The following is a 22,520-nucleotide window of genomic DNA, read 5'->3' on the forward strand; positions in this document are numbered from 1 at the left end:
CCCGCCGGAGTGTCGCCGTGTTCCATGCAAAGAAAGCATTGCAAAGAAGCCTTTGCACACTCTACGGTGAACCCGTGCCTGACGAACCCACCGCCGGCGCCCCCGACCCCGGCGTCATCAGCCTCGACCCGCGCACCCTGCGCGGCCTCGCCCACCCCCTGCGCATCCGGCTGCTCGCCGCCCTGCGCGAGTACGGGCCGGCCACCGCCTCGGGACTGGCGGCCAGGCTCGGCGAGTCCAGCGGCGCCACCAGCTACCACCTGCGGCAGCTGGCGGCGTACGGGTTCGTGGAGGAGGACACGGGGCGCGGCACCGCCCGCGAGCGCTGGTGGAAGGCCGCACACAGCGGCACGCACTTCGACGCCGCGGGCTTCCTCGGCCATGCCGACCCCGAAGTGCGCGCCGCCATCGGCCTGTTCGGCAGGGAGGTCGCCGCGGTCCACGCGGCGGAGCTGGAGACCTGGCTCGCCACCGTCGGCGACTGGCCCGAGGAGTGGCGCCGCAGCTTCGACCTCAGCGACTTCGCCCTGCGGCTCACCCCGGCCGGGGCCCGCGCCCTGCGCGAGGAGCTCCACGCGGTGGTGGAGCGCTACCGGACCCAGGCGGGCGCGGACCCGGAGAACGCCGGGGACACGGCGCAGCCCGAGGAGGCCGAGCACGTCCGCGTCCACCTGCACACCTTTCCGCGCGCCGCGGACTGACCGCACCGACCACGGGGGACACGCATGGAGAGCGGAACCGGCATATCCGGCGGCACCGAGCGGGCCACGAAGCCCGTCCCGGCACCCGACCCACGGCCGCTGCGGCTGGTACTGGCCGCCAACGTGGTCTCGATCAGCGGCAATTCGCTCACCGTGCTCGCCGTCCCGTGGTTCGTGCTGCAGACCACCGGCAGCGCCGCCCGCGCGGGTCTGGCGGCCTTCTGCGCCACCCTGCCGGTCGTGGTCTCCGCGCTCTTCGGCGGTCCGGTCATCGACCGCTTCGGCCGGCGCAGGTCCTCGGTCCTGTCGGACGCGGTGTGCGCGGTGGCCGTCGTGGCGATCCCGCTGCTCCACTTCGCGGGCGTCCTGCGGTTCTGGCAGCTGTGCGCGCTGATGGCCGTCAGCGGGCTCTTCCACGGCCCCGGCGAGACGGCGCGCGAGGTACTGCTGCCCGTACTGGCCGAGCGGGCGGGGACACCGCTGGCACGCGCCGCGGGCTACTTCGACGGCGCCTCGCGCGGCGCCCGGATGCTCGGCGCCTCGGCCGCCGGCGTGCTCATCGCCGTCCTGGGCGCGGAAACGGTGCTGCTGCTGGACGCCGCGACCTTCGCCGTCTCCGCGCTGCTGATCGCCTTCGGCGTCCGCGGGCTGGCGGGCGCCGAACCCGCCAAGAACGCGGCGCCGGTCTCCCTGCGCACCTACCGGGCCGAACTGCGCGAGGGCTACGCCTTCCTGATCCGCTCCCGGCTGCTGCTCGCCATCACCTTGATGGTCATGGTCACCAACGGCCTGGACGCGGGCTGGAGTTCGGTGCTGCTGCCCGTGCACGCCGAGCGGGAGCTCGGCGGCTCCGTCCAACTCGGTCTGCTGTCGGGCCTCTTCGGGGCGGGCGCGCTCGCCGGGGCGCTGCTGTACGGGGCGCTGGGCCACCGCCTGCCGCGGTGGCCGGTCTACACGCTGTGCTTCCTGCTGTGCGGCGCGCCCCGGTTCCTGGTCGCCGCGTGGGTGCCCGGGTGGGGTGCCCTGGCGGTCACCATGGTGGCGGGCGGCATCGCGGCGGGGGCGCTCAACCCCATCCTGTCGACGGTGACCTTCGAGCACGTACCGGACGAGCTGCGCAGCCGCGTCCTGGGCACCCTGGGGGCGGGAGTCCTGCTGACCACCCCGGTGGGCGGCCTCGCCGCGGGCTACCTGGTGGACGGCGCGGGGCTGACCACGGCTCTGCTGGCGACGGGCGGGGCTTACCTCCTGGCGACGCTGTGCCCGCTGGTCTTCCCCTCCTGGCGCCGCATGGACGAACGGCGGGTCACCTGACCGGCTGCTAGCAGCTGGGGACCTTGCCGCCGCTGTCGAGGGCGACGAGGGCGTCGATCGCCCCGTCGAGGGTGGTGACGGGCACCAGCCGCAGCCCCTTGGGGAGTTCGGCCCTCGCGTCGGCGCACTCCGCCTTCGGGACGAGGAAGACCGTCGCGCCGTCGCGCCGGGCGGCCTGCTCCTTGAGCGGGACGCCGCCGACCGGGCCGACCTTGCCGCCGGCGGTGATCGTCCCCGTACCGGCGATCCTGCGGCCGCCGGTGAGGTCGCCGCCGCGACCGTTGCCCTCGATCTTGTCGACGATGCCCAGGCTGAACATCAGGCCCGCGCTGGGGCCGCCCACGTCGGCGAGGTGCAGGGTGACCTTGACGTCCGAGGGGGACAGCCGCAGCTGCCGCAGGGCCGCGGCGGTGGCGTCCTGCTGGGACTCGGTCATCTCCGCCTGGTTGTGCCGCTCGATCTCCTTGACGGTGCCGCCCGTCGGGTAGACCGCGTCGCGCGGCATCACGGCCTGGTCCATGGCGAACCAGGCCTTCAGGACGTCACCGAAGCGGACCGCCGCGTCCGGGTTGGTCGCCGCGATGGTCGTCATCCGCAGCTGCCCCGAGGTGTCACGGGTCTCCGTGCCGGTGACCGTGATCACCGGCTTTCCCTGGTCGTCGCCGAGGACGTCGGCCGTCAGCCCGGGCACGACGATCGAGATCGGCAGCGGCGCGAACAGGGCCACCGCCAGCAGCGCGGCCACGAGCGCGGCGCAGACGACGAGGATCCGGTTCCGGGCGGAGGCGAAAGGCATGGAGTGAATGTAGTTCACGGCGGCGGCCCGGCGTGCCGGGGCCCGGGGCACCCCGGCCCGGCACCCTGCCCTCACCGCAGGGCGTCGGCGACCTCCAGCGCCGCCTCGACGACCCGGGGACCCACCCGTTCGGGTATCGCGTCGGCGAGCATCACCACGCCGACGCTGCCCTCGATGCCCGGCACGCCCACCAGCGGGGCCGCCGCGCCGCTCGCCCCGGCCTCCAGCTCGCCGTGGGTGAGCACGTAGCCGGGGCCCTCGGAGCACCGCGCATCGGGCTCGTACGGCTGCACGCTGCGTCCCGCGAGGATCGCCCGGCCCGCGGCGCCGCGGTCGAGGGAGTGCCGGAAGCCGGTGCGGTAGGCGACGTGGTAGTCGGTCCAGCTCGGCTCGACGACCGCCACGGCCAGCGCCTCGGTGCCGTCGACCAGGGTGAGGTGGGCGGTGGCGCCGATGTCCTCGGCGAGGGAGCGCAGGGCGGGGAGCGCGGCCTCGCGCAGCAGCGGGTGCACCTGGTGCGCCAGCCGCAGCACGCCGAGGCCGACCCGGGCGCGGCCGCCGAGGTCCCGGCGGACCAGGGAGTGCTGTTCCAGTGTCGCCAGAAGGCGGTAGACCACCGTACGGTTGACGCCCAGCTTCGCCGCCAGCTCCGTGACGGTCAGTCCGTGGTCGGTGTCGGCCAACAGCTTCAGGACCCGCAGGCCCCGATCGAGCGTCTGAGAGGTCTCCGCGGTCACGACGCCCCCTTCTCGTGAGTGGCGGCTCATCTCTCACGGCGGGAGCACTGCCGGTCCCGCGGCAGAGCGCGGAGAGGCCACCGGTCTGGCGGTACCGGCTGGCGCCCCGAGGCTGCTCTGCCACGGCGCGTTGCGTGAGCGGAACGGTAGCGATGCGTACCGCTCAGCGGAAGACTTCGTCCACAATCCGGTCACGCGACCGGGGTAGTGGAGGCGCCGGACGTAAATCTTCCGCCGAACCACCCCTCTCGCCACAAGATTCACATCACCGCTGACGGACCATCAGCACCCGGCCCGGGCACCGCCCATGGGGGCGCGACCGCCGCTCAGCGCATCCGGGTCGCCCACTCCTGGATCTTCTTGATGCGCTCGTTGAGCTGCCCCGCCGTCGCCTCCGCGCTCGGCGGACCACCGCACACCCGGCGCAGCTCGTTGTGGATGACGCCGTGCGGCTTGCCGCTCTGGTGGTTGTACGCGGAGACCATCGTGTTGAGCCGCTTGCGCAGCTCCAGCAGCTCCTTGTGCGTGACGATCGGCCGCCGCTCGGCGGGGAGTTCCAGCAGGTCCGCCTCCTCGTCCGGCTTCTTCCGGCTGTGCGCGATCTGCCGGGCCTGCCGCTTCTGCAGCAGCAACTGCACCTGGTCCGGCTCCAGAAGGCCCGGAATGCCCAGGTAGTCCTGCTCCTCCGCGCTCCCCGGGTGCGCCTGCATGCCGAACTCGGCGCCGTCGTACAGCACCCGGTCGAAGACGGCGTCGGACTCCAGCGCCTCGAAGGGCAGCATGTCCTGCTCGCCGGTGTCCTCGTCCTGCTGCTTCTCGGCCTCCTCCAGTTCCTTCTCGGACTCCGCGTACGGGTCCTCCTCGCCCTCCTTCTTGGGCTTGTCGAGGGCGTGGTCGCGCTCCACCTCCATCTCGCCGGCGAATTCCAGCAGCGTGGGGATCGTCGGCAGGAAGACCGAGGCCGTCTCGCCGCGCCTGCGGGACCGCACGAAGCGGCCGACCGCCTGCGCGAAGAACAGCGGCGTGGAGATCGTCGTCGCGTAGACCCCGACGGCCAGCCGCGGGACGTCCACGCCCTCCGACACCATGCGGACCGCGACCATCCAGCGGTCGTCGCTCGCGCTGAACTCCTCGATCCGCGAGGACGCCCCGGTGTCGTCGGAGAGCACCACGGTCGCCTTGTGCCCCGTGATCTCCCGGATCAGCTTGGCGTACGCCCGGGCCGTGTCCTGGTCGGTGGCGATCACCAGGGCACCGGCGTCCGGGATGGACTTGCGGACCTCCGTCAGCCGCTGGTCGGCGGCGCGCAGCACGTTCGGGATCCACTCGCCGGTCGGCGCCAGCGCGGTCCGCCAGGCCTGGCCGATCGCGTCCTTGGTCATCGGCTCGCCGAGCCGCGCGGAGATCTCGTCGCCGGCCTTCGTGCGCCAGCGCATGTTGCCGCTGTAGGAGAGGAAGATCACAGGGCGCACGACGTGGTCGGCGAGCGCGTTGCCGTAGCCGTAGGTGTAGTCGGCGGAGGACCGGCGGATGCCGTCGTTGCCCTCCTCGTACGTCACGAACGGGATCGGGTTGGTGTCCGACCGGAACGGCGTCCCGGTCAGCGCCAGCCGCCTGGTCGCCGGCTCGAACGCCTCCAGGCACGCCTCGCCCCAGGAGCGGCTGTCGCCCGCGTGGTGGATCTCGTCCAGGATCACCAGCGTCTTGCGCTGCTCGCAGCGGTTGCGGTGCAGCATCGGGCGTACGCCGACGCCCGCGTAGGTCACCGCGACCCCGTGGTAGTCCTTCCCGACCGGCCCCGCGCTGTACTCGGGGTCCAGCTTGATGCCTATCCGGGCCGCGGCCTCCGCCCACTGCTTCTTCAGGTGCTCGGTGGGGGCGACGACGGTGATCTGCTGCACGAGGTGGTTGTGGAGCAGGTACGAGGCCAGGGTGAGCGCGAACGTCGTCTTGCCGGCGCCGGGCGTCGCGACGGCGAGGAAGTCACGTGGCTGCGTGGCGATGTACCGGTCCAGGGCACCCTGCTGCCAGGCACGCAGCTTGCCGGCCGTGCCCCAGGGGGCGCGGCCGGGGAAGGCGGGCGACAGGTGGTGCGAGTGCGAGTTGCTGGCGCTGTGCGGGGCGGTGGTAGTCACGGTCTCCGGTGACGGGTCGGGTACGACAACCGTCACAGCCTACTGGCGCGCGGCGGGGGGTCGTGGTTGCGGCCCGTTGTCGTGTGCGGCGCCGCGGTGGTTGCGGTTGCGGTTTCTCCCCCGCCCTCCCTCCCGATTGCCCGGCGCGGTCAGTGCGGGCCTGCGCAACGTGTGCCTGGGTCGGGGCCGCGCCGGCGCACGTCCTCAGCGCTCGCGGTTTACGACCACATCATTCGGCGCCGGGTTCCCCGCTCGTCGCTTCCGGGCGCACCCCGCCACACCCCCTCCCGCTGTGTGGGCGCATGACGGCCGGTGGAGGGTCAGTAAGGCACCTGCGGCAACCCCGGACCGCTCTCCGAACCCCGTCCGGCCACTAGTCGCCTAGACGACCGGAGGGGGTGTGGCGGGGTGCCCCCATGGGGGCCCCCGACCGAAGGCTGGGGGGAGGGAGGGCGGGCGGGGGATGCCTGCCGCAGGCGCAAACAACCCGCACACAACAACGGGCCGCGAGGGACCGCGTCAGGGGGCGGCCAGGCGGGCCAGGGCGTGACCGATCACCGCGGGGGCGGAGACCTCCCCCGCCGCGACCGACACGACCAGGTCGTACGCCGCGTCCTGGTCGGCCGATCGCAGGTCGACCCCGTTCAGCCCCAGGAACACCGCCGCCGCCAGCCACGCCGTCCGCTTGTTCCCGTCGACCAGGGGGTGGTTGGCCGCGATCCCGTGCAGCAGCGCCCCCGCCGCCGCGAAGACGTCGTCCCCGTACGCCTCGACGCCGAACATCCGGGCCCGCGGACGGTGCACGGCCGACGCGAGCAGCCCGGGCTCGCGCATGGCGGGCGGCTCGCCGCCGCAGGCGAGGCGGGCGAGGTCGGTGACCTCGGCGAGGGTGAGGTGGCGCACGGTCACGTCACTCCCCCAGCCTGCGCAGCAGGTCCGCGTGGACGGCGGCGTACGCCTCCCCCGCGGCGCGGACGCGCGCGGCCTCGGCCGCCTCGTGGGCCCGCACCGCCGTGCGCACGAACTCCGCCGCGGGCACGCCGTGCGCGTCCGCGAGGTCCGCCAGGGACTCCCACTCGGCGTCGGTGAAGACGATGGTCAGCTCTTTCACACTCGGACGGTAGCCCCCCGGCGCGCCCGCCTCACCCGGTTTTCGGGCGGAGCCGTGCCGCGACGCCGACGCCCGCGAGGGCGAGGACGGCCAGGGGGAGGAGGACGGCCGTGAAGGCGCCCGACGCCCCGCCGAGGGCGGCGAAGACGGTGCCCGCGGCGGCGACGAGGACGACGCTGGACAGGGCGTCGGAGACCTGCAGGGCGGCGGAGTTGGCACCGGCCTCGGAGGGGGCCGAGAGCTTGAAGAGGATGACGCTCAGGGAGGAGATGACCAGGCCCGCGCCGAGGCCGCCCACGGCCCACGCGGCGGCCGCGCTCCACGCGGGGGCGGCGTCCAGGAGCGGCAGGGCGGCGCCGGCGATCGCGGCGGCCATGAGGAACATCCCGAGGACGACGAGGCGTTCGCGGTGGGGCTCGAGGCCGGGGCGGCCCTGGATCCAGGAGCCGATGCCCCAGGTGACGCCGCCGGCGGCCAGGGAGAGCCCGGCGAGCGTCGGCGACATGTGCCGCTGGGTGACGAGCATCAGCGGGACGAAACTCTCGGCGCCGAGGAACGTGCCGGAGGCCACACCGCGGAGCAGCACCACCGACGGCAGTCCGCGGGCCGCGCGGAAGGTGCCGCGGGGCAGCAGCCGCAGCGCGGCCGGGACGACGAGCACGGCGCCCGCCACCGCGAAGACCAGGGACAGTGGCCGCAGGTCCTGCCCGGCGTACTGGAGCAGCCCGGCGCCGGCGGAGACGGCGAGCGCCAGGCCGAGCCGGCGCCGGTCGGGAGCCCTGCGGTCGTCCGGGGGCCGCTGCAGGGAGGTGCGGCGCAGGGCGGGCATGCCGATGAGGAGCGGGAGCACGACGAGCGCCGGGATGGCGAGGAAGACCCAGCGCCAGCCGAACTGCTCGGTGACCGTGCCGGCCACGAGCGGGCCGACGATGGAGGGCAGCACCCAGGACGCGGCGAAGGCGGCCATCACCGCGGGCCGCAGGCGTTCGGGGTAGGCGAGGCCGACGACGACGTACAGGGCCACGATGACGAGCCCGCCGCCGATGCCCTGCACGGCGCGGCCCAGCACGAACGGCCACATGGACTGGGCGGTGCCGGAGACGACCAGACCGGCCGCGAAGGCGCCGATGCCGGCGACGAGCGGCGCCAGCGGGCCGGTGCGGTCGCACCACTGGCCGCTGACGACCATCGCGAAGAGCGAGGTGGTGAAGTAGCCGGAGAAGGCGAAGGCGTACAGCTGCAGCCCGTCCAGCTCGCGCGCGGCGATGGGCATGGCCGTGCCGACGGCGGTGGCCTCGAAGGCGATGAGCAGGACGACGGAGACCATCGCGAGGGTCAGCGCGCGGTAGCGGCTGCCCAGAACGGTGTCGGTGCCGGTGTCCGGCGCGGCGAGGAGCATGCCTGCATGGCCGGATACCGGCTCGGTGTCTGCGGTGGTCACCACGACAGGGTAAGGGGTCAATCGGCTCCTTGCCCCTGGCACCCCGGTCGGCCTTTCGGCCTAGGGCCGGGAGAAGGCGGCCGAGGCAGGGAAGGTGTAGGCCATGCCGCACTACACCTCGTACGACGGAAGCCGGCTCGCCTACACGGATCGGGGCGAGGGGCCCGTGCTGCTCGCGCTCGCAGGCGGCCCGGGGCGTGACGCCGCATACCTGGGCGACCTGGGCGGCCTGGACCGGGGCCGGCGCCTGGTGGTCCCGGACAGCCGGGGCACCGGAGGCAGCCCGCCGGCCGACGACCCGCTCGCCTACTCCTTCCCGCGGCTCGCCCAGGACCTGGAGGCGCTGCGCAGGCACCTGGGCCTGGAGCGCTTCGCACTGCTCGCGCACGACGCGGCCGCCGCGACCGCGCAGGCGTACGCCGCCGCCTACCCGGAGCGGCTGACCCACCTCGTGCTGGTCACCCCGGGCTCCCGGCTGCAGGGCGAGCTGCCCGACGACGCCCGGGAGATCTTCGAGAGCCGGGTCGCCGAACCCTGGTGGCCGGAGGCGGTCGCCTCCCTCGCCGAGCTGGAGACCGCCGACGACCTCGACCGGGTCCGTACGCTGCTGCTCCACGTCGCGCCGATGGCGTACGGCCACTGGGGCGAGGCCCAGCGCGCCCACGCCGCCGCCGAGGGCGGCCAGTTGCACCCGGTCCCCCGCGCCGGCTTCTGGCAGGGCCTGGACGAGCCGGCCCGGCTCGCCGTGCTGGCCCGGCTGCGCGAGGTGACCTGCCCGGTCCTGGTCGTCACCGGCGACCGCGACGCCGTCACCGGCATGCGCGCGGGCGAGGTCGTCGCGGCCTGCTTCCCGCACGCCCGCCTGCGCCCGCTGCACGCCGTCGGGCACTTCCCGTGGGTGGACGAACCCGAGCTGTTCCGCCCGGTGGTGGAGGAGTTCCTGTCGGGCGCGGCCTCACCCGGCGGTTCGTGAACGGCGTATGGCAGTCCTGTTGCGGGCTCCCGGGAGGCGTTGACCCCCTCCCGGGGGCCGCGTCTATGGTCGGGGTACGTCGACGACGCCAGGCCGTGTGCCCGAGTGGTTCAGGGGCTCGACTGCAAATCGAGTTACGTGGGTTCGATTCCCGCCACGGCCTCTACCGTCTTGACCAGGCAAGGCAAAGGGGTGGCCCCCTCGGGGGTGCCACCCCTTTTGGTCGTCCGTCTCAGTTCCCGTCTCAGTAGCGGCGTGTCAGGGCCACTGCCGCGAACCCACCCTCGGTGATCACCGAGTGAGCAGCCCTTCGGCTGAGGCGACGTATAGAGAGCATGGGCGGGCGCTCCGGCCAGGTCCCGTCAAACGCGTCCGAGGAGTTCCTCGCGCCGAGCCAGCGCCCACGCGCGCTCTTCCTCGATGTCCGGGATGAAGTTCTGCCGCAGGAATGCCGCCCAGGGGTCCGCGCCGAGCGGGCCCAGGCGCTCTATCCGCTCGGTCTCGTCGCTTTGCAACCGCGCCAGCGCGTCCAGCACGTCGGCCGGGTCCGCGCCGTAGGCATCGCACAGTAGCCGCAGCCGTCGCGCCAACGGCGCGCCGGCTGCGCCGTAGCCGACTCTGCGCTGACGGTCGGGAAGCCGCAAAGGCACGCTGTACCAGGCCAACTGTGCGAGGTCGTCCAACGCCTCGCCGGGGATGGCCAGGTCCCAGTCAATAACGCCCACCAGGCGGTCGTCCGCCCAGACCGAGTTCCAGCTGGTGAGGTCGCCGTGGCGCATGATCAGCCCAGGACGCCAACGGGCGTCGGGATCGCACCAGACAACCTGTGACGAGGGCCGGAAGCCGCGTACGGCCTCGTGGTAGTCGCGCAGCCATCGACCGAGCGCGGTGACACCCTCGTCCGCGAGGAGCGCCCGTGGCCACGGGTACAGCCCGACTTCGCCGCGCAGCAGGGACACCACCTCGTGGCCGTCCACGGGACCGTCACCCAGAGCGCGCGGTGCGCCAGCGAATCCCACCTGCTCCAGGTGGCGCAGCAGTTCCCGCACGGCGGGGGTCCACACGCGCCAGGGCCTGAGGATGGTCTCGCCCACACGGCGCACCGTCGACAGGCCGCCGCGCATCGATTCACCGTCCCGGATCACGGTGGAATCCTAGTGAGCTGGCGGGCTTCAAGCGCGGGGACCTGGGTCGGGGCGGGCGGCTGAACGGGACCGCGTCCGAGGACCGCACCGTAATCGTCCGGACAGAACCTAGCGACACGGGCGAATCGCGAGGAGGCAGCACCCGGCTCGAACCGACGGGCCCACACAGGCGAGGCAGACCTCCCCGAGGCGCTCTTGTAGTGAACGCGTCAGGTACATCACGATGTCGGTCGTCCCGTAACGCACCAGCGATTGCAGGAGGACTCCCCCGCGATGGCAGTGACGCACAGAACCCAGCGGCGGATCGCCGCAGCGTTCTCGGCGGTGGTGACCGCCGCCGCCCTCGGTCTGACCGCGGTAACCCCCGCACAGGCTGCACCGACCGAAGGCCGCATCATCGGCGCCGACGTCAAGGGCGCCGTGAAGGACAGCTACATCGTCATCCTCAAGAAGAGTTCCGGACTCACATCGACCTCGGCCGGGGGCCGGAGCGTGGTGACCCGCCACGGCGGCGTGGTCGAGCACACCTACCGCGCCGCCCTCAACGGCTACGCGGCCCACATGACCGCGACCGAGGCCGGGCGGCTCGCCGCGGACCCCGCCGTCGCCCAGGTCATCCAGGACGCCACGGTCAGCATCGAGGCCACGCAGACCAATCCGCCCTCGTGGGGACTGGACCGCATCGACCAGGCGGCGCTCCCCCTGAACAACAGCTATACGTACCCCGACACGGCCGGAGCCGGCGTGACGGCGTACATCATCGACACCGGAGTGCGCATCACGCACACCGACTTCGGCGGCCGCGCCTCCTACGGCTACGACGCGGTCCAGAACGACTTCGTCGCCCAGGACGGCAACGGACACGGCACCCATGTCGCGGGCACCGTCGCCGGCACCTCGTACGGCGTCGCCAAGAAGGCGAAGATCGTCGCTGTACGTGTCCTGAACAACGCCGGATCGGGCACGACCGCCCAGGTCGTGGCCGGCATCGACTGGGTCACCGCCAACGCCGTGAAGCCGGCCGTGGCCAACATGAGCCTGGGCGGCGGCGCCAACACCGCGATCGACACCGCCGTCCGCAACTCGATCGCCTCCGGGGTCACCTACGCCGTCGCTGCGGGCAACGACGGGGCGAACGCCTCCTCCTACTCGCCCGCGCGCGTGAGCGAGGCGATCACCGTCGGCGCCACGACCAGCACCGACGCCAGGGCCAGCTACTCCAACTACGGCTCTGGGCTGGACCTGTTCGCGCCCGGATCGTCCATCACCTCCGCGTGGAAGAACAGCGACACCGCCGCCAACACCATCTCCGGCACCTCGATGGCGACCCCGCACGTCACGGGCGCGGCCGCCGTCTATCTCGCCGGACATCCGTCGGCCTCGCCCTCCCAGGTGGCGAGCGCCCTGACCTCGGCGGCCACCTCCGGAGTGGTCGCCGGCCCCGGCAGCGGATCACCCAACCTGCTGCTGCGCGTCACCCCGTAGCACCCGTACCGGTTTCCCGGGGTCGGCCGTACCGGCCGACCCCGGGAAGTTCGGCCCGCCGCTCGGCCGCTGCGGACGTCACTGCCACCGCGCGCTGGTTGCGATGGCCCGCAGCTAAGACGCCGCGGCCACAGGGTTACGTCCCACCCCGGGGGGAAGATCTTCCCGCCTCGGGCGCACTTCGCTTCGGCGACCTTCGCGTCCTGCCCGAGCGAAGTCGGGACGGGGAACCGCGTACCGCCTTCCGCACGAAGGGCCCGGTCCGCACGGACCGGGCCCTTCGTCGTGCGTGGCGGTGGGTCAGCCCTGGGGGCGGACGACCGCGTGCTGGGGGCGGATGGGCAGCCGGCTGACGGGGCGGCCGGTGGCCGCGCGGACGGCGGAGGCGACGGCGGCCGGGGAGACGACCACGGGGACCGCGCTGGCGGCCTTGGCGCCGAAGGGTGCGAGCACGTCGCGTTCCTCGATGAGCCGGACCACGCGGATCGCGGGCGCGTCGAGCGCCGTGGGCAGCGAATAGCCGGTCAGGTTGGGCCGCTTGATGATGCCGCGCGGCGCGCGAAGGTCCTCCATGAGGGCCATGCCGACGCCCTGGCCGACCCCGGCCTCGATGCGGGCGCGCAGCTGCGCGGGGTTGAGGATCCGGCCGACGTCCTGGGCGACGGCCATCTCCACGACCCGGATCGCGCCGAGTTCGATGTCGACGTCCACCACGGCGCGTACGGCGCAGAAGGCGAGACCGACGAAGGCGTCGCCCTGGCCGGTGTCGTCGAGCTTCTCGGTGGGGTGCGGACGGCACTGGGCGGTCGCCCACAGCTCCTTGCCGGCCAGCTCCTCCTCGACGGTGGTGGAGAGCACGCCGTCGTAGCTGGTGATCTTTCCGTCGGCGATGGTGAGCAGCTCCGCCGACATGCCGAACTTCCCGGCGAGCGGCTGCAGCAGCTGGGTGCGCACCATCTTGGCGGCGCGTTCGACGGCGCCGCCGGAGACCCAGGTGTGACGGCCGCGGGCGGCGGCGCCGGCCGGGGGCTGGTCGGTGTCGGAGGGCAGCACGCGGACGTCCTCGACGCCGAGGACCTCCTGCACGATCTGCCGGGCGAGGGTGGCGAAGCCCTGGCCGGTGTCGACGGCGGCGCAGATGACGGTGGCGGCGCCGTCGTGGACGCGGACGGTGGCGGTGGAGACCTCGTCGGTGCCCTCCGCGCCGAGCATGTGGACCATGCCGAGCGCGTAGCCCACGCCGCGGCGCACCGCGCCCGGCTCGCCCGCGCCCTCCAGGCCGCCCGGGAGCAGCCATTCGGACTCGTCGTCGTCGACGGGCAGCGGGGGCAGGTCGGTGTCGCGTACGGCCTTGAGCAGTTCACCGACGGGTGCCGGGCAGGTGACCGTCTGGCCGGTGGGCAGCAGGTCGCCGGTGGCCATGACGTTGCGCATGCGGATCTCGGCCGGGTCCAGGCCGAGTTTGGCGGCGAGCTTGTCCATCTGGCCCTCGTAGGCCGCGCAGACCTGCATCGCGCCCTCGCCCCGGACATGGCCGGAGGGCGGGTTGTTGGTGCGCACCGCCCAGCCCTCGACGAAGACGTGCGGGACGACGTAGGGGCCCGCGGCGAAGGCCACGGCCGCGGCCAGCGCGTCGGCGGAGGTGTCGGCGTACGCGCCGGCGTCCAGCAGCACCTGGGCCTCGACCTTGACCAGGCGGCCCTCGGCGTCCGCGTGGTGGCGGTAGCGCAGCAGGGTCGGGTGGCGGTGGCTGTGGCTGAGGAAGGACTCCTCGCGGGTGGCCACGAACTTGACCGGGCAGCCGGTCTTCAGCGCGAGCAGCCCGAGGGGGATCTGCACCCCGGAGTCCTCGCGGTCGCCCATCGCGCCGGGCACTCCGGTGACGACGACCTTGACCCGGTCCTGTTCCAGCCCGAAGCAGGCGGCGGCCAGGTCGCGGTCGGTGTGCGGGTCGGTGGAGGCGACGTAGAGCTCCACGCCGCCGTCGGGGCGGGGCACGGCGAGGCCGGCCTCGGCGCCCACGGGGGCCGGGTCCTGGCGGCCCACCCGGTACAGGCCCTCGACGATGACCTCGCCGACCGCGTCCGGATCGCCGAACTGCAGTGGGATGTGCCGGATCAGGTTGCCGTCGGGGTGCAGCGGGGGCGCCGAGAAGGCCCGCTCCGGGTCGATGACGGGCTCCAGGACCTCGTACTCGACGTGGATGGCGGCGGCGGCGAGCCGGGCCGTGTCGGGGTGGTCGGCGGCCACGGCGGCGATGGCCTCGCCGTGGTGCCGGACGGTGTCCTTGGCGAAGACGGGGCGGTCGGCGACGCGGCGCCCGTGCATGGCGTCGCCCGGGACGTCCTCGTGGGTCACCACGGCCCGAACGCCGGGCAGCGCGACGGCCTCCGTGGTGTCGACGGACAGGATCCGGGCGTGCGGGTGCGGGGAGCGCAGGACGGCCGCCCACAGCAGGCCCTCGGCCCACAGGTCGGCGGCGTACGGGTACGTGCCCTGGGCCTTGGCGAGGCTGTCGGGGGCGGGCAGGGAGGCGCCGATGCCGTGCGGCGCGGCCTGCTGCTCGTCGGCGCCGGTCGCGACCGGCGGGGGGGTGCCCACGGCCGGGGTGGCCGTCGCGGCGTCGGGGCCCGTCATCGCGCGTACCTTTCGCTGCCGCGAGGGGGGAGGTGGTGCCGGGTCAGGAGGTTCGGGGTGCTCACGCCGGGCCTCCGGAGGAGGGGCGCGGGTGCGGGACGCGGACGCCTTCCGCCGGGTCGCCCGCGGTGTCGTCCGCGGCGCTCTCGGCGCTCTCCTCGCGCTCGGCCACGACCTGGCGGACGGCCTCCAGGACGCCCTGGTAGCCGGAGCAGCGGCAGAGGTTGCCGCTGATGGCCTGCCGGGTCTCCAGCTCGGTCGGGCTGTGGTTCCCCTCGAGCAGGTCGTGCACGGTCATCGCCATGCCGGGGATGCAGAAACCGCACTGCACCGCCCCGCACTCGGCGAGCGCGCGCTGGACGTCCGAGGGGCTCCCGCCGGCGGACAGCCCCTCGACGGTGCGGATGTCGCTGCCCGCGGCGGTCGCCGCGGGCACCAGGCAGGAGGCGACGAGACGGCCGTCGACCTTGACCGAGCAGGCCCCGCACTCGCCCTGCTCGCAGCCGTCCTTGGCGCCGGCGAGGCCGAGGCGCTCGCGCAGCACGTAGAGCAGGGACTCGCCGAGCCAGGCGTCGGTGACGGGCCGGTCGGTGCCGTTGACGTTGAGGACGTAGGAGTCCACCGGGTGCTCGCTGTGCGCGTCCGCGCCGGGCTCGTCACCGGGTTCCCCGGCGGCCTCCTCCGGGGCGGGGGGCTCCTCCGCCGCGGGGTCCGCCACGAGGTCCTCGGCGGGCTCCGCCGCCGGCTCCTGCGGGTGCGCGAGGTCGTCGCCGGGGGCCTGCCCGGGCCGGGGCTCCCCGAAGGCGTCGGCCGGCGCGTAGGCGGGGGTGGGGGCGGGCGGGAAGCCGTACTCGCCGGACTCCCCGGCGACGCCGTCCGGGGCCAGCGGCAGCTTCCACTGGCCGGTGGCGTCCGCGGGCAGGGACCAGCCGCCGTCGGCCGGGCCCGCGTGGGGCGCCGGGGGCGCCTGCGGGGCGGCGGGGGCGGTCCAGGGCTGCTGCACCGGGTCGGGGGCGGGCATGAAGGCGCCCACCGAGTACTCGCCGGAGTCGTCGGCGGCGACGTCCTCGCGCACGACGGGGATCGCCCACGTGGTGGCCGCGTCCTCGCCGGCGGCCGGGGCGGCGGGCGCCTCGGTGTGGGCGACCGTCATCGGCGCGGCGGGCGGCTCGGGGGCGTAGCCGTGGCCCGGGGCGGCGAGCGGGTCGGCGCCCGGCTCGGTCATGGACAACTGCGCCGCGAAGGAGACGTGCATGGTCTGGTCGGGGTCGTACTCGCCGTGGGGCACGGGCTCCCACACCCCGTGCCCCGGGGTGAATCCCCCGCCGTGCGGCTGGGGGGACCCCGCCTGCGGCTGGTCGGTCATGCGCCCGTCCGGTGTCCTGTCGTCGTACACGTCGTCACTCATGCCAGTGCCCTCCCCAGCGCGCGGCGGGCCAGTGCGGCCACCGTACGCCGCAGCTGGACGGCCGCGGGGGGCAGTTCGGGGACCGCGGGTGGGGTTCCCCCCATGCCGTCGTCCGCGGCCGGCAGCGGGTCGGGGATGCAGGCGGCGGCGACGTACTCGCCGAAGGCCGTGAGGGCCTCCGGTGCCAGCGTGCGCTCGCCGTCCCAGTCGATCAGCCCGGCGACCCAGCGTTCGGCCTCGAGCGGCCGCAGCGGCACCGGTGCGACGGCTCCCACCGCGCAGCGTACGCCCCGGCGCGCGGGATCGAGGACGACGGCCACGGACGCGATCGCGCGGCCGGGGCCGGTGCGGCCGGTGGCCTTGAGGAAGGTCTGCGGCGCGTGCAGCAGCGGGACCCTGACGTACGCCAGGACCTCGCCCGGCCGCAGCGGGTCCATGCCGGTGAGCAGGTGGCTGACCGGCAGCTCGCGGTTGCCGTCCGGGCCGGCGACGAGGACGGACGCCTCCAGGGCGGCCAGCACGGGCAGCGAGTCGCCGGTGGGGGCGGCGCCGGCGATGTTGCCGCCGAGCGTGCCCGCGTTGCGGATCTGCGGGGGCCCGGCGGCGCGCGCGGCGGCGGCCAGCGCGGGGATGAGCGCGGCGAAGTCGGGGCGGCCCATGCGGGCGTGGGTGAGGCCGGCGCCGAGCAGCGCCGCGCCGTCGGCGTACTGCCAGCCGCGGATCTCGCTGATCCGCCCGAGGCCGACCAGTCCCGCGGGGCGCAGCAGCCCGGAGTTCACGGCCGCCATGAGGTCGGTGCCTCCGGCGACGGGCACGGCGGTGGGCGCGGCGGCCAAGGCCGCCACGGCCTCGTCGAGCGAGGTCGGCAACGCCACATTGCGCGCTGCCTGCCGTGCGTACGTGCTCACGCAGCTGCCCCTTCCCCGGCTGTCCGCGGTGCGGTAGCCGTACGGTACGTGCTGACAGCCCGGACGTGGCAACTCTGGCACATCTTCCGGGGCGATCAACGCGAGGGTCGCAAAGGAGAACCCGTCTTCCGGATGGAACTCCGTCCGGTTCGCGGCTTTCTCCAGGTTGCGACGGGAATGGCCTCCTTCATGCGCCTTGCCGTGATCGGCCCCACCACCCTGCCATCTCCCGCACCGGCCGGCCCCGGGTTGTGGCTGGCCTCACACGATCGGGGGCGGCCCCTCGATCGGGCGTCCGATGACGCCCGGCCGCCGCTGCCACGGCAGCGGACCGCCCGGCGGCCGGTATTCGACCCCCAGTGCGTCAAGTCGCCCGTAGTGGGTGGACATTCGGGCGGCGAAGCCCTCGTGGTCACGGGCTGCGGGCGCGGGCAGCCGGCTCCAGACCGTCTCGGCGAAGGCGGCGAGCCGCGGGAAGGCCATGTAGTCCACCGCGCGGACCGAATCCATCGTCTCCGTCCAGATGTTGGCCTGCGCGCCGATGACGTGGGCGGCCTCCTTCGCGGTGAGGTCGTCCGGAACGGGCTCGAAGCGGTAGACGTCCTCCAGGGTGCGGACGTGTGCGATCGGCACGGGCTCGTCCTCGCCGTCCGACTGCCGCCAGTCCAGGTAGACCTGGCTCTCCGGGCACATCACGACGTCGTGCCCGGCCCGGGCCGCGGCGATCCCGCCCGCGTAGCCGCGCCAGGAGGAGACGGCGGCGCCCTCGGCCAGTCCGCCCTCCAGGATCTCGTCCCAGCCGATGAGCCGGCGGCCCCGGCCGCTCAGCCAGGTGTCGAAGTGCCGGACGAACCAGCTCTGCAACTCGTCCTCGTCGCGCAGCCCCAGCTCCTTGATGCGGGCCTGGACGGTGGCCGAGGCGCGCCACTGGTCCTTGGGGCACTCGTCGCCGCCGATGTGGACGAACTCCGAGGGGAAGACCTCCAGGAGCTCGGCGAGGACGTTCTCGTAGAAGCGCACGGTGGCCTCGGTGGGCGCCAGTACGTTCGGGTTGATGCCCCAACCGGTGAGCACCGGCAGGGCTCCGGTGTCCACCACGTCCGCGTTGCCCAGTTCCGGATAGGCGGCGATGGCGGCCTGCGAATGGCCGGGGACGTCGATCTCGGGCACGACCGTGACGTGCCGCTCGGCCGCGTACGCCACGATCTCGCGGAGGTCGTCCTGGGTGTAGTAGCCGCCGTGCGGGCGCTCGTCCCACAGCGGGGACTCCAGCAGCCCGACCTTGGTGCGGGTGCGCCACGCGCCGACCTCGGTCAGGCGCGGATAGCGGCGGATCTCCACCCGCCAGCCCTGGTCGTCGGTCAGGTGCAGGTGGAGCACGTTCAGTTTGTGCGCGGCCAGCAGGTCGACGTAGCGCAGGACGACGTCCTTGGGCATGAAGTGCCGTGCCACGTCCAGCAGTACGCCGCGCCAGCCGAAGCGCGGGGCGTCCTCGACGGAGAAGTGCGGCAGGCGCCAGGCGCGTTCCGGCAGCGGCGCGCGGCGGAAGGCGTCGGCGCCGAGCAACTGCCGTACGGTCTGGGCGCCCCAGAACACCCCCGCCGCTCCCCCGCCCTCGATGCGCACGCCGTCCGCGGCCGACACCGTCACACGGTGGCCCTCGGCTCCGAGGCGCTCGGCCACGTCCGGGTCGAGGCGGAGCGTGATCGTGCCGGGCGTGCCCGCGGGGGGCGGGAGCAGCGGGAGCCCGGTGGCGGCGCCGACCGTGGCGCGCAGCCAGCGCGCGGTCCCTTCGGTGCCGGGGCCGGCGTCCAGGGTGGTGCCGGGGCCGAGGTCCACATGACCGCCGTCGGCGTGCCGGTGCGCCTCGACGGGCGCCGGGATGAGGTCCATGGCGACCATCCTGCCGCCCTCGCGGCAATTGGAATAGACCAATCGCCGCCTCTTTCCGGCCCGTTCCGGCCGCCCCCAGCCGTCCGCCCTCAGCCGGCCGCCCGGCGGGCCCGGTTCAGCGCGAGGGCGGGGATCAGCACGCCGACGACGCACCACAGGACGTGCGCCACGGTCACGGCGGACCACAGCGCCGTGGAGGCGGTTCCGGCCGCGTACAGCGCCACGACGGTCCCGACGAGGCCGACGACGGCGGTCAGTTGGAGGACGGCGTGCCGGCTGGGCAGGAAGTCGCGCTGCAGGAAGGCGTCGCCGTACCACCAGCGCACCGCGCTGGCGGCCGCGAGCAGCACCGCGACGGCGGCCGCCGCGACGCCCAGGACGGCCGGAAGCGGCCAGGGGGTGCCGTCGGCGGCGGAGGCGGCCGCCAGGCCGGTGGCGGCGAACGGGAGCACGGGCAGCCAGGCCCCCGCGGTGAGGGCCACGGCCCGGGCACGCACCGGGTCCCCGTTCAGTTCGGCCCGGGCCAGGGCGCGCACGGTCTGCAGCCGCCCCCGGCCCGTGCTGCCCGAGCGGCGGGCCTGCAGCAGCCACAGCGCGCCCGCCAGCACCGTCAGGACGGCCATCCCGCCGGCCAGCACCCAGGGGTCGGCGACCAGCACCAGCACGGCCACGAGCAGCGCGGGCACGACCCGCGGCCACCGGCGCCGCCCCGCCACGTCGCCGGGTGAGGCGCCGAGGGTTAGCGCCCGGGCGACGACCGTGCGGCGTTCGGCCCGGGCGGCCGGCCGGAACGACAGGTCCAGCGCCCGGGCGAGCGCGACCTGCGCCTCGGCCTCGCGCGGCGCGATCAGGACCGCCCGCCGGGCTGCGGCGACCGCCTCGGGACGGCGGGAGAGCATCCGGCAGGAGTCGGCGACCAGCACCTGCGCGCGCCACTCGCGGGGATCGGCGGCGACGACCCGCCGCCCGAGCCCGAGGGCGGCGTGCGCGTCACCGAGCATCAGCAGGACGAGCCCGGCCAGCAGCGGCGGGTCGGGGTCGCCGGGCTCCGCGTGCGCCAGCGCCCAGTCGACGGCCTCCCGGGCCCGGTCGGCCCGCTGCTCGTACGCGAAGACCCTGGCCCGTACGAGGTAGCCGAAGCTGCCGTTGCGGGCGACGAAGGCGTCGTCGACGAGCGAGTGCGCCATCTCGAAGCGCCCCCGCTCGCACAGCCCGAAGACCCGGTCCGCCGTGACGGCGTCGTCCTGCGCCATGTCCCCCCGAACGCGCGAGGTACGGCCGCCGTGCCGCGGCCGTACCTGCCGGGTGCCGTGGCGGCCGCTACTTGCCGCCCTTGTCCTTGTCCCCGCCACCGACGGGCATGGATTCGAAGATCTCCTTGCACATCGGGCAGACGGGGTACTTCTTGGGGTCCCGTCCGGGCACCCAGACCTTGCCGCACAGCGCGACCACCGGCGATCCGGAGAGCGCGCTCTCCATGATCTTGTCCTTCTGAACGTAGTGCGCGAAGCGCTCGTGGTCGCCATCGCCGTTCGACACCTGCGGGGTCGGCTCGACGAGGGTGCCGGTGCCCGCCCCGCGCTCGGGCTCGAGAGTGCTCATGGCACGCAAGCCTAATTCAGAGACGGATCGTCCGGATACGTCGCGACCATCGCGAGTTCGCTGCGCTGCCTGCGCAGCACGGACCGCCACAGCCGGTCCGGGTCCGGGGAGAAGACGTCCCCCGGTTCGGACTCCACCACGTACCAGGCACCCTCGACGAGCTCGTCCTCCAGCTGGCCGGGCCCCCATCCGGCGTACCCGGCGAAGATGCGCAGGGAGCCCATCTCGGCCGCGAGCAGCTCCGGAGGCGCCTCCAGGTCCACCAGGCCGATCGCGCCGAACACCCGGCGCCAGCCGAGCGGCTCCGCGTCCTCGCCGTCCCGCGGCTCACCGGGCACCACGGCCAGGCCCAGCGCGGAGTCCAGGGAGACGGGACCGCCCTGGAAGACGACCTGCGGCGAGCCCGCCAGACCGGCCCAGGGCTCCAGGACGTCGCCGACCCCGACGGGCGTGGGACGGTTGAGGACGACGCCGAGCGACCCCTCCTCGTCGTGGTCGAGGAGGAGCACCACCGCCCGGTCGAAGTTCGGGTCCGCGAGCGCGGGCGTCGCGACGAGCAGTCTGCCGGTGAGCGATGACACTTCGGTCATGGTCAACATGATCCCGCATTCCGCCGCCGCGCGGGGTGGCAACTACGCCCTTTCCGCGCCGGGGGCCGTGCGCGGGCCGCCGCGACGGCCACCGTCCGGAATCGCGCGAACGCACAGGGTGCTGTAGCGAAGCCATTACATGAGTGGGACCTCACAGGCCTCTTCCTGTCGCCGGAAGGCCGAATACCATTTCTTCTTGGTGCCTGCGGGGACCGAGCTTCCTTTCTGCCCGTCTCCAGGATCGCGAGAGCAATGACCGGCCTTAACGACGTACTGCTTGTCCACGGTGGCACCCCTCTCGAGGGGGAGATCCACGTCCGCGGCGCGAAGAACCTCGTGCCCAAGGCGATGGTGGCCGCGCTGCTGGGCAGCGAACCCAGCCGGCTGCGCAACGTGCCCGACATCCGCGACGTGCGAGTGGTGCGGGGTCTTCTGCAGCTGCACGGGGTGACGGTGCAGGCCGGCGACGAGTCCGGGGAACTGGTGCTCGACCCGTCCAAGGTGGAGAGCGCGAACGTCGCCGACATCGACGCGCACGCCGGCTCCTCACGGATCCCGATCCTGTTCTGCGGCCCGCTGCTGCACCGCCTCGGCCACGCCTTCATCCCGGGCCTGGGCGGCTGCGACATCGGCGGCCGCCCGATCGACTTCCACTTCGACGTGCTGCGCAAGTTCGGCGCGGTGATCGAGAAGCGTCCCGAGGGCCAGTACCTCGAGGCCCCGCAGCGCCTGCGCGGCTGCAAGATCGAGCTCCCGTACCCGTCGGTCGGCGCGACCGAGCAGGTGCTGCTGACGGCCGTCCTGGCCGAGGGCGTCACCGAGCTGAGCAACGCCGCGATCGAGCCGGAGATCGAGGACCTCATCTGCGTCCTGCAGAAGATGGGCGCCATCATCACGATGGGCACCAACCGCACCATCCACATCACCGGCGTGGACAAGCTCGGCGGCTACAACCACCGCGCCCTCCCGGACCGCCTGGAGTCCGCCTCCTGGGCCTGCGCGGCCCTGGCCACCGAGGGCAACGTCTACGTCCGCGGCGCCAGCCAGCGCGAGATGATGACCTTCCTCAACGTCTTCCGCAAGGTGGGCGGCGCGTTCGAGGTCGACGAGGACGGCATCCGCTTCTGGCACCCCGGCGGCCCCCTGAACGCCATCGCCCTGGAGACGGACGTCCACCCCGGCTTCCAGACCGACTGGCAGCAGCCCCTGGTCGTGGCGCTCACGCAGGCCTCGGGCCTGTCCATCGTCCACGAGACGGTCTACGAGTCGCGGCTGGGCTTCACCTCGGCGCTCAACCAGATGGGCGCCCACATCCAGCTCTACCGCGAGTGCCTGGGCGGCACCCCCTGCCGCTTCGGCCAGCGCAACTTCCTGCACTCGGCGGTCGTCAGCGGCCCCACCAGGCTGCAGGGCGCCGACCTGGTCATCCCCGACCTGCGCGGCGGCTTCTCGTACCTCATCGCGGCGCTGGCGGCGCAGGGCACCTCCCGGGTGCACGGCATCGACCTGATCAACCGCGGCTACGAGAACTTCATGCAGAAGCTGGAGAAGCTCGGCGCCAAGGTCGAGCTGCCCAGCTCGGACTGACCGGCACCCGCCCCGGAGCACACGGAAGGGCGGCCTCCCCGCGGGGAGGCCGCCCTT

19 protein-coding genes and 1 tRNA gene are annotated in these 22,520 nt (G+C 73.9%); 6 read left to right on the forward strand and 14 right to left on the reverse strand.

Annotation, left to right across the window (positions count from 1 at the left end; genetic code table 11):
• Nucleotides 1-74: 74 nt before the first annotated feature.
• Complete coding sequence (locus tag PV342_RS14915; RefSeq protein ID WP_400805544.1) at nt 75-701, forward strand: helix-turn-helix domain-containing protein; 627 nt, start codon at nt 75-77, stop codon at nt 699-701.
• 24 nt (nt 702-725) lie between these two features.
• A complete protein-coding gene (locus PV342_RS14920) occupies nt 726-2,015 on the forward strand; it encodes an MFS transporter (protein WP_386990816.1) in 1,290 nt (429 codons plus the stop codon).
• Nucleotides 2,016-2,022: 7 nt separating this feature from the next.
• On the opposite strand, the gene PV342_RS14925 is transcribed toward PV342_RS14920, so the two are convergent.
• From PV342_RS14925 to PV342_RS14950, 6 genes are all read right to left on the reverse strand, one after another.
• Entirely contained in the window at nt 2,023-2,811 is a 789-nt protein-coding gene (locus PV342_RS14925; RefSeq protein ID WP_400805545.1) for a S16 family serine protease, read from the reverse strand.
• Between the two features lie 71 nt (nt 2,812-2,882).
• Nucleotides 2,883-3,548, reverse strand: coding sequence for an IclR family transcriptional regulator (locus PV342_RS14930; protein ID WP_018564058.1), 666 nt, complete (start codon nt 3,546-3,548; stop codon nt 2,883-2,885).
• Nucleotides 3,549-3,874: 326 nt separating this feature from the next.
• Nucleotides 3,875-5,683, reverse strand: a complete 1,809-nt coding sequence (locus tag PV342_RS14935; RefSeq protein WP_329187632.1) for a DEAD/DEAH box helicase — start codon at nt 5,681-5,683, stop codon at nt 3,875-3,877.
• A gap of 519 nt (nt 5,684-6,202) precedes the next feature.
• Nucleotides 6,203-6,592 carry a type II toxin-antitoxin system death-on-curing family toxin gene (locus PV342_RS14940; protein ID WP_500317415.1) on the reverse strand — a complete coding sequence of 130 codons (390 nt, stop codon included), beginning with the start codon at nt 6,590-6,592 and terminating at the stop codon, nt 6,203-6,205.
• A 1-nt stretch (nt 6,593) separates the two neighbouring features.
• Nucleotides 6,594-6,794: a hypothetical protein gene (locus tag PV342_RS14945; protein ID WP_018564061.1), complete on the reverse strand. Its 201-nt coding sequence runs from the start codon at nt 6,792-6,794 to the stop codon at nt 6,594-6,596.
• 31 nt (nt 6,795-6,825) lie between these two features.
• A complete protein-coding gene (locus tag PV342_RS14950; protein ID WP_400805563.1) occupies nt 6,826-8,193 on the reverse strand; it encodes an MFS transporter in 1,368 nt (455 codons plus the stop codon).
• 145 nt (nt 8,194-8,338) lie between these two features.
• On the opposite strand from PV342_RS14950, the gene PV342_RS14955 reads away from it, so the two are divergent.
• Both PV342_RS14955 and PV342_RS14960 read left to right on the forward strand, forming a co-directional pair.
• Nucleotides 8,339-9,208 (forward strand): alpha/beta fold hydrolase, encoded by an 870-nt coding sequence (locus PV342_RS14955; protein ID WP_018564063.1) that lies wholly within the window; start codon nt 8,339-8,341, stop codon nt 9,206-9,208.
• A 91-nt stretch (nt 9,209-9,299) separates the two neighbouring features.
• A tRNA-Cys gene (locus PV342_RS14960) sits at nt 9,300-9,371 on the forward strand.
• Nucleotides 9,372-9,570: 199 nt separating this feature from the next.
• On the opposite strand, the gene PV342_RS14965 is transcribed toward PV342_RS14960, so the two are convergent.
• Nucleotides 9,571-10,353 carry a phosphotransferase gene (locus PV342_RS14965; protein WP_500317418.1) on the reverse strand — a complete coding sequence of 261 codons (783 nt, stop codon included), beginning with the start codon at nt 10,351-10,353 and terminating at the stop codon, nt 9,571-9,573.
• Between the two features lie 273 nt (nt 10,354-10,626).
• On the opposite strand from PV342_RS14965, the gene PV342_RS14970 reads away from it, so the two are divergent.
• Nucleotides 10,627-11,838 (forward strand): S8 family peptidase, encoded by a 1,212-nt coding sequence (locus PV342_RS14970; RefSeq protein WP_400808934.1) that lies wholly within the window; start codon nt 10,627-10,629, stop codon nt 11,836-11,838.
• A gap of 300 nt (nt 11,839-12,138) precedes the next feature.
• Here PV342_RS14970 and PV342_RS14975 read toward each other — a convergent pair whose 3' ends face one another.
• The 7 genes from PV342_RS14975 to PV342_RS15005 all read right to left on the reverse strand — a co-directional run bounded on the left by PV342_RS14975 (nt 12,139) and on the right by PV342_RS15005 (nt 20,876).
• A complete protein-coding gene (locus tag PV342_RS14975; RefSeq protein ID WP_361012458.1) occupies nt 12,139-14,475 on the reverse strand; it encodes a xanthine dehydrogenase family protein molybdopterin-binding subunit in 2,337 nt (778 codons plus the stop codon).
• A gap of 61 nt (nt 14,476-14,536) precedes the next feature.
• Nucleotides 14,537-15,883, reverse strand: a complete 1,347-nt coding sequence (locus tag PV342_RS14980) for a (2Fe-2S)-binding protein (RefSeq protein WP_500317420.1) — start codon at nt 15,881-15,883, stop codon at nt 14,537-14,539.
• Nucleotides 15,880-16,791, reverse strand: coding sequence for an FAD binding domain-containing protein (locus PV342_RS14985; RefSeq protein WP_361012452.1), 912 nt, complete (start codon nt 16,789-16,791; stop codon nt 15,880-15,882). Before PV342_RS14985 ends, PV342_RS14980 begins: the two co-directional genes overlap by 4 nt.
• A 261-nt stretch (nt 16,792-17,052) precedes the next feature.
• Nucleotides 17,053-18,684: a beta-N-acetylhexosaminidase gene (locus PV342_RS14990; protein WP_500317422.1), complete on the reverse strand. Its 1,632-nt coding sequence runs from the start codon at nt 18,682-18,684 to the stop codon at nt 17,053-17,055.
• An 89-nt stretch (nt 18,685-18,773) separates the two neighbouring features.
• A complete protein-coding gene (locus PV342_RS14995; protein ID WP_500317424.1) occupies nt 18,774-19,937 on the reverse strand; it encodes a hypothetical protein in 1,164 nt (387 codons plus the stop codon).
• Nucleotides 19,938-20,004: 67 nt separating this feature from the next.
• Complete coding sequence (locus PV342_RS15000) at nt 20,005-20,286, reverse strand: DUF3039 domain-containing protein (protein ID WP_018564078.1); 282 nt, start codon at nt 20,284-20,286, stop codon at nt 20,005-20,007.
• A gap of 11 nt (nt 20,287-20,297) precedes the next feature.
• Nucleotides 20,298-20,876: a YqgE/AlgH family protein gene (locus tag PV342_RS15005; protein ID WP_386990802.1), complete on the reverse strand. Its 579-nt coding sequence runs from the start codon at nt 20,874-20,876 to the stop codon at nt 20,298-20,300.
• Between the two features lie 252 nt (nt 20,877-21,128).
• Between PV342_RS15005 and murA the strand changes: the two genes are divergently transcribed.
• Nucleotides 21,129-22,463, forward strand: coding sequence for a UDP-N-acetylglucosamine 1-carboxyvinyltransferase (murA, locus tag PV342_RS15010; RefSeq protein ID WP_361012446.1), 1,335 nt, complete (start codon nt 21,129-21,131; stop codon nt 22,461-22,463).
• Nucleotides 22,464-22,520: the final 57 nt, after the last annotated feature.

The sequence above is a fragment of the Streptomyces sp. PA03-3a genome (assembly GCF_033792735.1).
Classification (GTDB): domain Bacteria; phylum Actinomycetota; class Actinomycetes; order Streptomycetales; family Streptomycetaceae; genus Actinacidiphila.